The organism is Arthrobacter sp. R4-81 (assembly GCF_054792365.1).
The window spans coordinates 3,676,336-3,691,592 of the sequence record NZ_CP096445.1 but is presented as its reverse complement, the minus strand read 5'-3'; the positions used below and the strand labels follow the sequence as shown (position 1 = coordinate 3,691,592).

Below are 15,257 nucleotides of genomic sequence, written 5' to 3'. Positions count from 1 at the left end.
TAAATTTGTCGGATGACCCCTGCCCTAAAGACTTCCATGCCCCGTGCCCTCGGTATCTCCAAGGAGATCGAAGATGCTGCCTGGTTCGTACTTGGGGCGGGTCTGCAGGGGAGACCTTCGGCCTTGGACGGCCTCACGCTGACCTGGACCGCTGACGCTGCCTCAGAGCTCCTGGAACGCCTGGAGCGCGGGGTTTCGGACTCCAAAGCACCGATGATGACCAACCTTCGGGAGAACCTGCAGGACGCTTCCCGCAACGCCAAGCAGTTGGCCGTGGAATTGCTGTTCCTCCAGTCCCTGCCGCTGGCACACGAGGTCAAGTCGCTCAAGGTCAAGCGCGCACGGGTGGCCGAAGCAGCTTCCTGGCTGGAACCCCCGCTGGAGTTGCCCAACGAGCTGTACCAGGGCATGACGGACCATGGCGTCATCCGGGACCGCACCGCCGAATTCAACTGGACAATCTGGGACCACCTGAAGTGGCTCTGCCGCTTTGTGCAGCACGTGGACCAGCAGCCAACAGCTGTTATCGCCGGAGCGCTGCAGGACCCCCTGTCCTTCCACCAGCTTGCGGTCGGAACGCCTGAGGATCAGCCGGCTATCCGTAGAAGCATTGAGTACCTCGCCTGGCCCAGCTACTTCGAGCCCGTTGTAGCTGATGTTGAGCGCCAGGAAATCAGGGACGCTTTCGCGTCCTTGGTAGGCGGGGCCAAAGGTGACAGCGATGAGGAAATCACCGCTGACATTCACAGGATCCGCCTGCACCTGGACGATCAGGCCGGGCAGCGCATCGACTGGTACTCCCGGCAGCTTGTGAGCCAGTGGCGAAAAGTCGGGGACCCTGGGCGCCGCGCCTGGCTCCTGCGAACGCACCACGACAACAGCGAGCTCCTCACCTCCTGGCAGGGCGATGAGAAAGTTACTCTCGACGTCGAACACCTCCGCCTGCTTGACCCCGGCGTTACAGCTGGGCTGGTCCAGCATGCGGTGGATGAGGACTACAAGCACCTTGGCTACGTGGAACGCGAAGACACCAAGACTGCGGTCTTTGGTTTCCTGAGCGTCATGAAGCCCGGCGACCTTGCCCTCTACCAGAGTTCCGGCAGTGTCCGAATAGGCGTGGTGCTAGGCGAACCGGAGCAGAACGACGACAACCGGCGGATGCACCGGAAGGTGCGCTGGTTCGACGAAACGCACATCATGACCAACCTTCCCCGCCATGTCCAGCGGCAACTCGCCGCCTCCGGCATCATCGTGGACGTGACCCGGGTGATCCAGGCCCTGCAGGCGCTGTTGCCGGCCGAGGCGGAAGCCGAGGACGACGACGCCGCACAGGCCCCCGTCGTCGATCCCGTTCCGGAGGGGTTCCGTCCGCTGACGCCGGAATTCGCCGCGTCGCTACACATGGACCTGGAACCGCTGCAGGAGATCGCTGAACTTCTCGAGGAAAACCGGCAGCTGGTCCTTTACGGCCCGCCGGGGACGGGTAAGACCTACCTGGCCAAGCACCTCGCCGCGGAACTGGCCGGGGACACCACCGACGAGCGTGTGAAGCTTGTCCAGTTCCACCCTTCCTACGCCTACGAGGACTTCTTTGAGGGTTTCCGCCCGGACAAAACCGACGAGGGGCAGGTGTCCTTCAAGCTGGTGGCCGGGCCCTTGCGGCGGCTGGCCGAGGAGGCAGCCAAGCCGGGCAATGAGACCAAGCCGTACTTCCTGATCATCGACGAAATGAACCGGGCCAACCTGGCCAAGGTTTTCGGCGAGCTGTACTTCCTCCTGGAGTACCGTGACGACCGCATCTACCTGCAATACAGCCCCAACGAGCCGTTCACTTTGCCGGACAACCTCTACATCATCGGCACCATGAACACCGCCGACCGCTCGATCGCGATGATGGACGCCGCCATCCGCCGTCGCTTCTCCTTCATTGAGCTGCACCCGACAACTGAGCCGGTGAAGGGCACGCTGCTGCGTTTCCTGCAATCCCGCAAGCTGGATACCACACCGGCCCTGCTCCTGGACGCGCTCAACGAGGCCATCGATGAGTGGGACCGTGACCTGATGATCGGGCCGTCGTACTTTATGAAGAAGGCGGCCCAGACGCCCTCAGGGCTTCGCCGGATCTGGAAGTACGAGCTGATGCCGCTCCTGGAGGAGCACTATCACGGCCAGCTGAACCGGGCTCAACTGGAAGAGCGGTTCGGGCTGGACCAGCTGCTGGAGCGCCTTGCAGACCGGTGAGCGCATCTTGGAGACTGCCAAGCTGGCCAAGCAGAGTCAGTCGGCCGGGAGGGGAATCCAAAAGCGGCAGCACATAGTCCTGGATGAGCTGTCCGGCGGCGTCGTGGACAAGCTCGACCCCGCCAGCGCTGCGTTCATCAACGCCAGCGGCTTGGCCAAGGCGTCGCCGATGGGCCTCGGCCTATATCGGATCGAACCGGTGGGAATGGTGGGGTCGGTCCGGACCGGGACCGTTCAGTTGGACGTAAGGCCCAAAGACCGGCTGGGTTTGAGCCGGCTCCTTTTCCTGCTGAGCTACGCAGGCAATCAGGGCTTCCGCGACGACGCTGTAAACGCAGTGGAGGACTCCGAGCTCTGGAGCGCTCTGGCCGAATCCCTCGCCCAATTGGCGGAGCGCGCACTGACCCGCGGCCTGTTACAGGGTTATCTGAACGTCGATGAATCCCTGCGTACAGTGAAGGGACGGATCCGGATTTCGGACCAGATCTCCCGCCGCCCGGGCATGTTGGTACCGCTTGAAGTTTCCTATGACGAGTTCACTGAGGACATCCCGGAAAACCGAATCCTCCGGGCTGCCCTTGACCGCATGTCCAAAGTCCCCGGGGTGCGTCCGGACGTGTTGAGCAGGCTGCGCCAGCTCAAAGGAAAGCTCGACGCCGTCACCCGGCTTCAGTCGGGCGCTCCGCTGCCGCGCTGGCGGGCAAGCCGGATGAACCTGCGGTATCACGCTGTGCTCCGCTTGTCTGAAGTCATTCTCAGGAATGCTTCGGCCGAGGCCGGAGAGGGAGACCAGCACACTGCCGCTTTTGTGGTGGACATGTCGCGGGTTTTCGCCGACTTCGTGGGGACAGCGCTTCGGCAAGCCATGGCTGCCTACCCTGGGGAAACCAGGCTGCGGTACGACGCCATGCTCAACGAGGCAGTCAGGGATTCTGACCGGCTCACGGTCACTCCCGACGCCGTCCACCTACTGGGCGGCCGGCCGGTGGCGGTCTACGACGCAAAGTACCGCGCGGCGTCGGACATTGGGGCATCAGTCTCAGCGGACCACTTCCAGATGCTGGCCTACTGCACAGCGCTGCAGGTTCCCACCGCCTGGCTGGTGTACGCGGGCCAAGGCGAAATTAAGCTGCGCCGGATCCTGAACACGGATATCGACGTCGTGGAGTATCCCATTGACTTGTCCCTGCCCGCGCCCAAGATCCTGGCTTCCATTGCGGACCTTGCCCGGGAATCGTGGGGCGATGTGGTGCGGCAATCACAGCCCGCCTGAGATCAACCCGCTTGGAGATCCGCCGACGGTTGGGGTCATCCTACAGTTGCGGTCACCCTACTTCTGAGGCAATTTTTCGGGCTGCTTGGCTCCGGCTGCGGAGGGACATGAGGTGCTGAAGTAGCGCGCGCTCTGGATTTCCGGCATTGAGGCTCAGGCACAACCTGAGCCTGTCCCGGATTTCTGAACCCTCCGGCTCAGTCTCGCCGAGGATCGAATCGATGATGTCCGACGCCTGATGGCGAAGCGTTTCAACATCAAGGAATTTGTCGGTCGCTAGCGGGTTACCGGCGTCGGATCCGCTCTCAGGCGTTCCTGCTTTGGTCATCCGTTTTCGGGGCATCGCTTACTCTCCTAGGTCAGTTCTACCTTTGGCGAGACCACCTGCCGGTTTGAATAAATGGTACCGGCAGGAGTGGGTTCTGTCTCCTGTGAGCTTGCCTGGGAACTGGCTGTCCAGTGGCTTACACGGGCGGGTTTACACAGGGGCTTTACACCGGGACTCTGAATGTGAAGGTGCTTCCTTCGCCCACGGCACTTTCGAGCTCGATCGTGCCGCCGTGGGCTTCGATAATTGCCTTGCTGATGGACAGCCCCAAGCCCACCCCGGGGATGGTGGTGCTGCGCACAGTGCTGGACCGGAAGAACTTGGTGAAGGCGTGGGCTTGGTCATGTTCACTCATTCCCATCCCCATGTCCCTGACCTCGCACACCAGATACCGGTCGTCCGGCCTCAGTGAGACCACCACCTCGCCCCCGTTAGGAGAATATTTGATGGCGTTGGAGACCAGATTGTCCAATACCTGCGATATCCGGGACGAATCCACGTGGGCGTCCATCGTTGGCGGAGTTTCCGCGAGGAGCCGCACGCCGGAGTTGTCGGCACGCGGGATGGCAGCACTCACGCTTGCCCGCACCAGCTCGGCCATGTCTGCCGGACGCGGACTGACGATGAGCTGTCCCCTCCGGCTGGCGAGCAGGTCCGAAACAAGGGACAGCAAGCGCTCTGAGTTGCGGCTGATGATCTTGAGGAAGTAGGTTTGCGCTTCCGTGAGCTTGCCTTCGTCCATCAGGATTTCCACGTATCCCAGAATCGACGTCAGTGGTGTGCGGAATTCATGCGAAACGTTGGACACGAAATCGTCCTTTGCCGCCAGCGCGTTGACGAGTTCGGTCACCTCCCCAAAAACCACTACAGAGCCAGCGAAGTTACCGTCCCGGTCCTTCATGGCCCGCGCGCTGGTAGTCATGGCCCGCTGGTCCTCGCCCTTCCCCAACCAGACCAGATAGTCCGTGAACGTCTCTCCCTTAACAGCGCGACGGACCGGGCGGGACTCGGCCGGCACCGGGGTGACGCGGTCGGCTTCGAAGACCAGCAGCTGCGTTTCATTGGGATCGCTGATGCCGGGAGGAGTGGCGAGCCTGTGGTGCGCGCGCTGCTTGCGGTTCATCAGGATGTCGTGGCCGTCTGCGTCGACGGCGACGACGCCCAGATGGACGGTTTCCAGCACGGTGTTGAGGATGTCTTCCTGCCGGGTGCTCGCGGCCAGGGCGGTGCTCAGCAGTTCGTCTTTCGCCTCAAGATCCCGTTGCTGCCGCATCATGCTGAGCGTAAGGACACTAACGGAAATGCCGATCCCTAAGGTGACAACAGGCAGCAGCAGGGAGCGGGCAAAGTCCTGCCCATTGAAGTGCCCGTGGACAACCAGCGGAACCCAGATGATGGCCAGGGGAGCAAAAAAAGAGGCGGCGATGGCCGCACGGGGATACAGGCCCGAGGCGCACAACCAGATCACAGGGAGAACGGCCATCAGACTGATGCCGGCGAGTCCTTCCTGGCCGCCCTCCCGGCCCAGCCCAATGGAAACGAAATCCAGTAACGGAACGATGAGGAAACTGGGGTACGGGAGCCGCTCCCAAGGCACGGCGTAACAAAGAACCAGGATGACAGCCTGTGAAACCAGAAAGCTGATGAAAAGCGGATGGGCCAGGGACGACGGAAAATAGGCGATAACCAGCACCGCAGTAAGGGCCGTCGTCACTGACAACGGCATTTGACTGAGGCCCACGCGGCCACGCAGAGAGTACTTATGGAAAGGCCGCCTGAAAAACATCAGGCGCCCCGAAGGGATATTCCATGTTTTGTCTACACTCATGCGCATAATGCCGAAATGGGGCGGTTATCTGCATTCATAACAACAGGGTATCCGTCGGGAGCTATACTGCAGACGGGGCTAGCGGACTGAGGGGGCTGCGATGAGCGAATCACGTGTAGGTCTTGTCATTGAAGACGATGAGGACATTCGAGGACTCGTGCGTGTCGTCCTGGCGCAGGCAGGGTTCGACGTGCATGCTGCCAGTACCGGTTCAGAAGGCGTTGAGGCGGCCAAGAGGCTGAACCCGGCCGTTATTACCTTGGATCTTGGCCTGCCCGATATCGACGGTTTTGAGGTTGCCCGGCAGATCCGCCAGTTCTCTGACGCCTACATTGTGATGCTTACCGCGCGGGCGGAAGAGCTCGATACCCTCATCGGTCTTGAGTCCGGTGCGGACGATTATCTGACTAAGCCATTCCGGCCAAGGGAACTGCGTGCTCGTGTCGCGGCGATGATGCGGCGGCCTCGTTTAGATGCTCCCGCGTCCGAACCGGCGGCTGCACCGTCCTCTGAGCAGCTGATTGTGCACAATGGCCTGGAGCTGAGCTACGAAGCACGAACGGTCGTTGTGGACGGGGTGGAGCTCAACCTGACACGGACTGAATTCACGCTCTTGTACGCGCTGTTGGAAGCCGGACGGCGCGTTCGGACAAAATCGGAGCTGGTGCGCCGGCTTCGCGACGAGCCGTACGACGTCGGGGGGTACATTTCCGACGCCGACGAACGGTCCGTTGAGGTCCACATGGGAAACCTGCGAAAGAAACTCGGCGACACTCCGCAGAACCCCCGGTGGCTGCAAACGGTCAGGGGCATTGGTTACAGGCTTGCTCCATCCCAGGAATGATTCAGCTTTAGGCGCCGGCTGACAGGAACTTTTAGCCAGCTGACAGGAACTCATCCAGTTGATGTTCCAATTGGGTCAGGTTCTTGAGCTCGCATTCCCATACGGTGAGCACATCCCAACCTGAGCCCTCCAGCAGGAGGCGTTGTTCGGCGTCGCGCTTTCTCGTCTTGGTTCGCTTGGTTTCCCAGAAGTCTGCATTGGCCTTTGGTGCATGTTGCCCTACGCGGCACTCATGAAAGTGCCAGAAGCAGCCGTTGATAAAGATAACCTTGCGGCGACTGGCAAAGACGAGGTCTGGCCTGCCGGGCAGTTTTCCGCCGGAGGCGATCCCATGTAGGCGGTAGCGGTACCCCTTGGCGTGCAGAAACCGGCGGACCAGCATCTCAGGCTTGGTGTTTTTGCCTCTGATCCTGGACATGTTCCAGCTGCGCCGTTCAGGGGTCAGCCGATCTGCCATGGTTCCAGTCTAGGTTTCCCGGGCTCTCCTCGCGTTCTCCCAGTGGTGCGATGCAGCCGGGTGCAGAGCGGTGTGCATCGTGGTCTCGCAGACTGTTCTCCGGTTCTGCTGCGTTTAGGAAATGTAATTTGTGGACGCCGGGGCTGGATAAACGACGTTTTGCAGCGAGAATTCTCCAGTCATGGAGGCTTTACGGCCTTGTCCCACTCCATGTGACTTCTAATTTGGGCGCCATGGTGGTAAAAAGCTACTTCAGGTGCCTGTGGATAACTTCGGCTGAGTAAATGTCACCTCAGCTACCCTTTAAGCATTGTTCGGACCACGTGTCACGAAACCTATCGGGGGACAGCTGCTCATGACTGCTCGCAATTCCGTCTATATGCGTCTACGTGTTCTAGCGGCAGCCGTGGTCACCGCCGGTGCGTTGGCACTCTCAGCATGTGCCGGCGGCGCCCCTGGCGGAGGCGGAACGCCCTCGACCCCCGCGCCTACCCAGTCAACATCGGCCCCAACTCCTTCGCCGACTCCCACTGCTGTCTACAAACCGGCTGATGCTAAGGGCAAGGCGCAGAACGTCCCGCTGCCGGTTATGCCCGAGGCGGCGAAGGCCGAGACCAAGGAAGGCCTGGAAGCGTTCGCGAAGTACTGGTACGCGCTGATGAATTATGCGTACGAGACAGGAAACCTGGAACCTATCAAGTCTCTGGCAGCTCCGGCCTCCTCATGCGCGATATGCGACAAGATCTTTCCAGCCGTAGAGAAGTGGAACAGCGAGGGACGCTGGGTTGAAGGGCAAGCATCGAAGTCCATGCACTACAAACGAAGTTTACGCAGACGCCTTCAGGAGAGTATCAAGTTGCTATTCAGTCCCAACAGCGTGCAGGGACACTTCGCAATGCGGATTCAACCGTTGGTCAAACCGTCGAGGAAACGAGCATGCTGGGTGACCTGCTCATTGCTAGGTTTGTCAGCGGCGAATGGTTAGTCACCAATGTCGACAGATTAGGCGGATAGTGGATGGAATCCTGGGGGAGGAAAGCGCTGTCACTGTTAACCCTCATTGCATTCCTGGCTTTCGCTACGCTGGGATATCTGCCGGCGGTGAAGGCTCAAGCAGGAGATTCGGATCTGTCGTGGAATGGACCCGGAATCGGGGTCTGGCGATTCGATCCGGGATCAGGGGTTTGGGTGGATTCACCGAACACACTTCCGGACGACCCAAATACCTATAAATTTGAGTACCTGTGTCTTGATGATGGAAAGAACAATTACGACGTCGCCTGTCTTGCCGGCGCTCCTCAATGTAACGAGGGGGAGTCAGGGAGGCCAGTGCGTTGGTTCTCATCGCTTCGAGTCTTCGATCCCCCCATCTGGTCGTCCATCAGGCCGGACCGATGCATTTACACAGAAGATCCCGCGGATGTCTTAGGTCAGATTGCTGCTCAGATCCAGACCAAGTTTGAGCAATTGCCTGTTGTGGCAGGAACTTCGGGGATCCAGCCCAATCCGCACACGTTGAAGGGCGCCGAGACCAACTTTTATGCAGAAGCGGCGGAGCAGACTTTCACCGTCGATATGCTCGGCCAGAGTGTCGCGATCGTCGCAAAACCCGTGCAATACCAATGGGATTACGGGGATGGCGGTAGCCTTGGGCCCACCACCTTGATGGGTGGTCCTCTGCCCGAGGACCGTTGGGGCGAAAAGACCCGGACAAGCCACGTTTATACCGAAACCGGAGACTTTCAGGTTGTCCTGACCACCTATTTCCAGGGCACCTACTCAGTAAACAATGGACCGGCTTTGCCTATCCCGGAAGAGGGTCAATTCAGTTCGCCTCCCCAAACGATCAGCGTGTGGAGGTCGACCACGCGCAACTACGCTGACGACTGCATTGAGAATCCACAGGGCCAAGGATGTCCTGGCGTTCCAAGCATCCCGTAGTCCTGTATTGGGCCGGAGGGTGATCTGCGTCTCACGCGGAATAGTTGCTTGTGCAAACAAGTTGCGGTGGGTGGACACTCTTCACAACCAAAGGATTTGCACATGTTGTTTTCTCCGCTGACTCTTGGCGAGCTCGAACTGCCCAACAGGCTTGTAATGGCACCCCTTACCCGCGTCCGTGCAGGAAAAGAGGGTGTTCCAGGATCTTTAGTGGCGGAGCATTACCGCCAGCGGGCCTCATTGGGGCTCATCATCAGCGAGGGAATCTACCCCAGCCATGCAGGCCAGGGATATTCGGGGCAGCCCGGACTCGTTACTGAAGCGCAGCAGGCAGGATGGGGGAGAGTCACTTCAGCTGTTCATGCCGAAGGAGGCCGAATCTTCGCCCAGATCATGCACGCCGGCAGGGTCAGCCATGAAGCTGTGAACGGCGGGTATGAAGTAATCGCCCCGAGCGCCATTGCGATTGAAGGCGAAATTCACACTCCGCTGGGCAAGCTGGCCTACCCAAAGCCCCGCACGCTGGGAACAGGGGAGCTGCCTGCAGTTATTCAGGAGTTCGTTCAAGCGTCAGTGAACGCTATTTCGGCTGGCTTCGACGGCATTGAGCTTCACTCCGCCAACGGTTACCTTCTCCATGAATTCCTCAGCCCGGCATCCAACCAGCGCGATGACGTTTACGGTGGCTCTCCTGAAAACCGGGCTCGGTTCGTCATCGAGGTTGCCCAGGCTGTGGCTGCTGTAGTCGGCGGCGACCGCGTGGGTATCCGCATCTCGCCGGAACACAATATTCAGGGCGTTCTGGAAACGGACGGATCCGATGTCCTGGCCACATATGGAGCGTTGGTTGATGCGATCGAGCCGCTGAACCTCGCTTACCTGAGCATCCTCCACCAGGATCCTTCAGGGGAGCTGATTCAGGGCCTCAGGAAGCGCTTCGGGGGACCGTTCCTGGTCAACTCCGGCTTCGGCATGGTGACCACCCGCGATGAGGCTATGGGACTGGTGGCGGACGGTCATGCCGACGCCGTCGTGGTCGGTCGCACGGCTATCGCCAACCCTGACCTGGTCCGCCGGTGGCGGGAAGGCCTTCCCGTGAACGAGGCAAACCCCGCGACCTTCTACGGTGATGGTGCCGAGGGCTATACCGATTACCCCGCGTACCAGAACTAACATCCAGCTGCAGTGGCAGCGGGGTACCGTAAACGGTCGCATTGTGATGGTGCATCTAACTGTGTTCGGTTCCCCGCTGGCACAGGCCGATGAATCCGCCAAGTTGCGCCAGGCCCTCCGGATGGGAGGGAAGGTAGTTTGTCAGCTGGGGAGATCGCACCACCACGGCACGCCACTGGGCCCGGGAAACTGCAACGTTGATCCGGTTCCGGGATAGCAGGAACTCGATGCCCCGGGGAGCGTCAGCGACGGCAGAACATGCCATCGAGACGACCACCACGACGGCTTCTTGCCCCTGGAATTTATCCACGGTTCCCACCCGTACCGCTCTGAGCCCGGCGAGGTCCAGGGCATCCCGGACCACGTTTACCTGCGCGTTGTACGCTGCGACCACCAAGATGTCCGGTTCGCCGAGCAGACGGCTCCCGGCGCCGTCGTCGTGCCATTTAAGACCGAGATGCCGCTGGACTTGCTGGACTACTGCTGTCGCTTCTTCTACGGAGGAGGTGGTGTTTCCCGTGTGGGGAACAAAAACGGTCTCGATTCCGGCCGGGACGCCGTCGAGGATGCGCTGATCCGCTGCGGGTGAGGACTGCAGTCGTCCGTCGTAGGAAAGCTCTGAGACTGCCCTGCACAGCTCTGTAGTCATCCGCCACGAGTCCGCAAGGAAGTAACCCAGCTCGGGCGGCAACGTCGCATGGCCGTCGGAAATCCAGCCCAGCGCGGACTCGTTAACGGGCTCCGGATGCGTTCCTTGACTTACCTGGGGAAGCTGCTGGGGGTCGCCGAGCAGCAAAAGCCGAGGGCTGGCTTGAGCCACTGCCAAGGTATTGGCGAGCGAGAACTGGCCGGCCTCGTCTATCACCAGCAGGTCCAGCGAACCAGCGGGGACCGCGGCCCCGGTCATGGTCCAGGCAGTTCCGCCTACCAGCGCCCCATCGGGGGAACTGAGGAGCCGCTCCACATCGGCGGCAGATCGGTTGGCCCACGGAAGGGATTCGCTGTGCTTGACGTCTTTGGCCACTTTTCGCGGGTCCACTCCCGCTTTTTGCACGGCAGTCCGCATGAGGTTCTCGATTACGGCATGAGACTGAGCAACTACCCCCACCTTCCAGCCACGGTCAACCAACCGGGCGATCACGTGGGAACCCACGTGTGTCTTGCCCGTGCCAGGAGGGCCCTGAACGGCCACGTAGGAGCGGTCGAGGTCCAGGACAGCATCGGTGATGGCATCGATGAAACGGTCCGGGCCTTGTCCGACGTCCGGCAGAGCAGCACGGTTCCGAAGGCGTGGCGGAACCCTGCGAACCAGATCCAGGCCCGGGTGCTCCGGGAAACGAGGGTGGCCCGGCTTGCTGTCCAACAGTGAGGCAGCGACCTGGTCAGCCAACGATGCCAGAGCCTGCTCCAAGCTTTTGGTGGCGAGAGGCTGGTCTTCTGTAAGGGCTATGGGTACCGCCGGATAGGGGTCGACCTTCTTGTGGAGCCTGTCCCGGATAACGACGGTGTCCTGGCCATCTTCATGCCCCAACTCCAGGATTTCCGTTCCGAACCATCCGCCGCGACCGGAGCCGTCTTTCCCCGTGCCTTTCAGCCCGGCCGGGAGCGGGCGATCGTACATTCGGAACCATGTGCTGCCGACCCGCAGATCGGACCCGGCACTGACGTTGCCCGTGAGCTTCACTCTGCGTTCGGGCAGCCTGGTTCCCTCTTTGCGCCAGTCGTCTAAGATTTCCGCCCGCTCGACCAGGAAGACATTCCGGTCGTGATGATGGCTTTCGGGACCGTTCTCGCACCGGTCGAAATGGGCCCACCAGAATGACTTCCGCTCGCGGCGGTGATAGCTGACAGCCGCTGCCACCATCGCAACGGCATGGCTATCGGCGTCGGGCCCGCTGTCCTCGATGGTGCCGGCAACCTTTGCGGCCTGTGTCCGGGATTTTGCCCACTCGTCCAAGAACGTGTGCAGGACGACTTCCGAGGTCCTAGGGCCAGAACCGGCCGCGACCGCCTGACTTTTATCTCTTCGTTTTGAAGAGTGATCCGCTTGCGAGGAGTCAGCTAAAACTGCCGGTGAGGATACATCAGGTTCGATGCCACGTTGCCGGGCAAGGCCGAGAAGCCAGTTCCTCAGTTCCAGCGTGGAAACACAGTCGTACTGGTTGTAGTCGGAAATTCCGGCGAGGATTTCAGCCGCAAGATCGTCCAGTCCATTGTCGCGTGCTTCGCAGAAGTCAGCGTAGGCAACCACAGAAGCTCCGGCGTCAGTGACATCTCCGGAACGGAGATTGTTGCCCATGTACAGGGGTTCAAGTTTCTTGATGCTGTAGGAGTTCTCGGAGATGCGGATGCTGTTGCGGACGGTCTGGTAGAGATCCACCAAGAGCCCGTCGCGGAGCCATTGATCCACGATCTCTTCACCGGCGACATGCATCACCGAGAGTTTACGCAGCGCCGTCTTTTCGTAGGCGGCGTAGTGGTAGACGTGCATGTCCGGATATGTGGCCCGTCTGTCTTGGACATAGTCAAGGAAATCCAGGAACGCCTGTTTTTCGGCGGCGCGGGTGTGGGCCCAGAAGGGCCGGAACACTCCCGCTACGCCGGGCTTGAGAGGCGCTTCAACCACACCGAACAGATACTCAAGCCCCCAGGTGCCGGTTGCATCTTCTTGCCATAGGGGGTCTCCCTCAAAGTCGAAGAAGATGTCGCCGTCGTTGGGAGGTGGCAGCTCCCTCAAGCTGTTTTCCGGCATCACACGGTAGCTCAGGGCGTGTTCTTCGCCGTCCTTGACGTAACGGACGCTTCCGTCCACCGGACCGAAACCGGTTTGCATCCGCGCCTGATCCTGCAGTCGCAGGAGCGGGGGATTGGCGTCAGGAAAATCTGCTTCGGCGAGCTGATGCACAGTGAAGATACCCTGCTCATGAAGTTTCTTGCGCTGGCTGGAGTTCATTCTGGCCACCAGCAAGACGTCGTCCGTCGCCTTCACCTGTTCCTGGCAGTAATCGCACCTTCCACAGGCAACGACTCCAGATGCTCCCCAGCTCACGGGGGCCGGGGCAGCCCGGTGTTCGCCAACAAGTTCCAGAAAGCGCTCACGCCGCTCCCGGAAAACCGGAAGGATGTCCGCGAGTTTGTGGCTGCTGCGCACATTCTCAAAGCTGCCATCCGCGGCGACTACTGTGGCACCGAGGATCAGCGTGACCAGGGGATCGGGTTCGAGACCTGCTCCCAGCAGTTGATCACCATAGGCAGCCAACTGGAGCAATGCCGTGACTTTTGCGTGCCGGGCGAGTTTGGTGTCGTAAACGGCGTAGCGGCCGTCAGGCTGTTTCACGAGAAAGTCAGAGCGCCCGTGGAAGGTGCCATCAAAGAAAGCAGCCTGGAAAACGACGTCGGCGCCTGATTCCAGAGCGGCGATGGACTCTGCATGTTTGGCCAGCAGCGTGGCGCGGTCCATTTCAGAGGCGGGCGCGACGTCGTACACGCCGCGTTGCCGGGACGGGTCCCAAGGACCGAACTCTTCAACGAACTTGTCCAGGACTTTGTGTTCATGAAGGTCGCCAAGCTTCGCTGTTCGCTCCAACATCGCGTCGGCCGGGAAGATAGCGCTGGGGGATCGTCCGAGTTTTTCGTCGAGTTTCCGAAGCAGTTGATATTCGCACGTGGCCGCTGTCACGAGGTCGCTCGCGGAGAACACCAGGTCCTGTTCCCGCCCCGGACCTTCTGGTTCAAGAAGAAACACGCTGTCCCCGCTCCTCGTTGATGCGTCGTGACATTTGCTGCCACCTTGCCGTCGGCTGGAGCTGGGTTGCAAAATTCCGCTAACTCCGTTGGCTGACGTTCTGTTGCCAAGCTATCAAAGGCGGCTGACATTATTGCCTCGGGATCAGCAGCTCTGTTGCGACCCGGTCCAGACAGGTAGGGTCTGAGGCATATGACGGACCAGCAGCCCTCCCTCAACCAGCCCTCCCTCAACCAGCCTCCCCTGAACCAGCCTCCCCTGAACCAGCCCGGCGCACCAGTGCGCCCTGCCGCCCTCTTGGCCGATGGTCCTGGCTTCGAAGCAGCGGTCCATGCCGCCGTACAGAGCTTGCGAGAAGGCGGAATTCCTATCGGTGCGGCCTTGGCGCGGGGAGGCGAAGTGATTGCCAGTGGGCACAACGAGCGCGTCCAGAAGGGCGATCCCATTGCCCATGGGGAGATGTCAGCCCTTCGCGCAGCCGGCCGGCAGAAGAGTTACCGGGACACCACGCTGTACACCACCCTTGCACCGTGTGCGATGTGTACTGGAACCATTATTCAGTTCAAGATTCCGCGGGTAGTGGTGGGCGAGGCCCGGACCTTCCCGGGGGAGTTTGAGCTCCTGCGTTCCCGCGGCGTCGAGGTGGTGGTTCTGGATGATCAACGGTGCATCGACATGATGGTGGCATTCCAGCAGGAACACCCCGAGCTCTGGGCAGAGGACATCGCCGAGTAGGCTGCCGGGATCCGGCACGCGTCTCACAAAGCAACTTCGCTGAACCACCTCGTTGAGGACCCCAGAGGAGGCGCTTATACCCCGTCGACTTGGTGACCGCCCCGGCGTAGGCTGGATCTGTCGGCGCAAGCCGGGGGCCTGCGTCGATATTCCAATCGATGAAGGAGGACCAATGAGTGCAGTCCGTGAATTCATGACTACGAACGCCCAGTGTATTACTGAAAATCAGTCCCTCGTGGATGCCGCCCGCATGATGATGGATCTTGACTGCGGTTCGTTGCCGATCTGTGGTGATGACGGCAAGTTGAAGGGCATGATCACCGACCGGGACATCGTGCTCAAATGTGTTGCCGCTGGCCGTGATCCAGGCGAGATGATGGCCCGCGAGCTCGCCACCGGCAAGCCCCACTGGGTCGACGCCGACGCCAACATTGACGAAGCCATCGAAATGATGGAAAGGTATCAGATCCGCCGTCTCCCGGTTATTGCCGATCACAAGATGGTAGGCATCATTAGCCAAGGAGACATCGCCCGCAATTACTCTGAGGAGAAAGTGGGCGAACTGGTGGAGCACATCTCGGAACGCAAGAGGATGCAGTCCAGCAGCTCGTGAGTCAGACAAACTCATAGGCAAACCAGCGCCACGGAGACAACTCTGTGGCGCTTCTTTCTGCACCAAAAGTGCCCCGATC

At 60.5% G+C, this 15,257-nt stretch carries 12 protein-coding genes; 8 read left to right on the top strand and 4 right to left on the bottom strand.

Features of this window, described 5'->3' with window-relative positions:
* Positions 1–12 precede the first annotated feature (12 nt).
* Positions 13–2,241, top strand: a complete 2,229-nt coding sequence (locus tag M1E05_RS16965) for an McrB family protein (protein WP_458113378.1) — start codon at positions 13–15, stop codon at positions 2,239–2,241.
* A gap of 22 nt (positions 2,242–2,263) precedes the next feature.
* Positions 2,264–3,514 (top strand): 5-methylcytosine restriction system specificity protein McrC, encoded by a 1,251-nt coding sequence (locus M1E05_RS16960; protein ID WP_461165276.1) that lies wholly within the window; start codon positions 2,264–2,266, stop codon positions 3,512–3,514.
* A 52-nt stretch (positions 3,515–3,566) separates the two neighbouring features.
* Here M1E05_RS16960 and M1E05_RS16955 read toward each other — a convergent pair whose 3' ends face one another.
* Positions 3,567–3,857 (bottom strand): hypothetical protein, encoded by a 291-nt coding sequence (locus tag M1E05_RS16955; protein WP_458113379.1) that lies wholly within the window; start codon positions 3,855–3,857, stop codon positions 3,567–3,569.
* Between the two features lie 148 nt (positions 3,858–4,005).
* Entirely contained in the window at positions 4,006–5,670 is a 1,665-nt protein-coding gene (locus M1E05_RS16950) for a sensor histidine kinase (protein WP_461163664.1), read from the bottom strand.
* A gap of 100 nt (positions 5,671–5,770) precedes the next feature.
* On the opposite strand from M1E05_RS16950, the gene M1E05_RS16945 reads away from it, so the two are divergent.
* Positions 5,771–6,514, top strand: coding sequence for a response regulator transcription factor (locus M1E05_RS16945; protein ID WP_458113381.1), 744 nt, complete (start codon positions 5,771–5,773; stop codon positions 6,512–6,514).
* A gap of 31 nt (positions 6,515–6,545) precedes the next feature.
* Here M1E05_RS16945 and M1E05_RS16940 read toward each other — a convergent pair whose 3' ends face one another.
* Positions 6,546–6,971: a very short patch repair endonuclease gene (locus M1E05_RS16940; RefSeq protein ID WP_458113382.1), complete on the bottom strand. Its 426-nt coding sequence runs from the start codon at positions 6,969–6,971 to the stop codon at positions 6,546–6,548.
* A gap of 355 nt (positions 6,972–7,326) precedes the next feature.
* Between M1E05_RS16940 and M1E05_RS16935 the strand changes: the two genes are divergently transcribed.
* The 3 genes from M1E05_RS16935 (at position 7,327) to M1E05_RS16925 (ending at position 10,085) form a co-directional block, all read left to right on the top strand.
* On the top strand, positions 7,327–7,956 hold the full coding sequence (locus tag M1E05_RS16935; protein WP_461163663.1) for a DUF6318 family protein: 630 nt from the start codon (positions 7,327–7,329) through the stop codon (positions 7,954–7,956).
* Between the two features lie 344 nt (positions 7,957–8,300).
* Positions 8,301–8,912, top strand: a complete 612-nt coding sequence (locus tag M1E05_RS16930) for a PKD domain-containing protein (RefSeq protein ID WP_461163662.1) — start codon at positions 8,301–8,303, stop codon at positions 8,910–8,912.
* A gap of 102 nt (positions 8,913–9,014) precedes the next feature.
* On the top strand, positions 9,015–10,085 hold the full coding sequence (locus M1E05_RS16925; RefSeq protein ID WP_461163661.1) for an alkene reductase: 1,071 nt from the start codon (positions 9,015–9,017) through the stop codon (positions 10,083–10,085).
* 55 nt (positions 10,086–10,140) lie between these two features.
* Here M1E05_RS16925 and M1E05_RS16920 read toward each other — a convergent pair whose 3' ends face one another.
* Complete coding sequence (locus tag M1E05_RS16920; protein WP_461163660.1) at positions 10,141–13,830, bottom strand: TM0106 family RecB-like putative nuclease; 3,690 nt, start codon at positions 13,828–13,830, stop codon at positions 10,141–10,143.
* Positions 13,831–14,022: 192 nt separating this feature from the next.
* Between M1E05_RS16920 and M1E05_RS16915 the strand changes: the two genes are divergently transcribed.
* Together M1E05_RS16915 and M1E05_RS16910 are read left to right on the top strand one after the other, a co-directional pair.
* Positions 14,023–14,565: a nucleoside deaminase gene (locus tag M1E05_RS16915; RefSeq protein WP_461163659.1), complete on the top strand. Its 543-nt coding sequence runs from the start codon at positions 14,023–14,025 to the stop codon at positions 14,563–14,565.
* Between the two features lie 172 nt (positions 14,566–14,737).
* Positions 14,738–15,178, top strand: coding sequence for a CBS domain-containing protein (locus tag M1E05_RS16910; RefSeq protein WP_458113388.1), 441 nt, complete (start codon positions 14,738–14,740; stop codon positions 15,176–15,178).
* Positions 15,179–15,257: the final 79 nt, after the last annotated feature.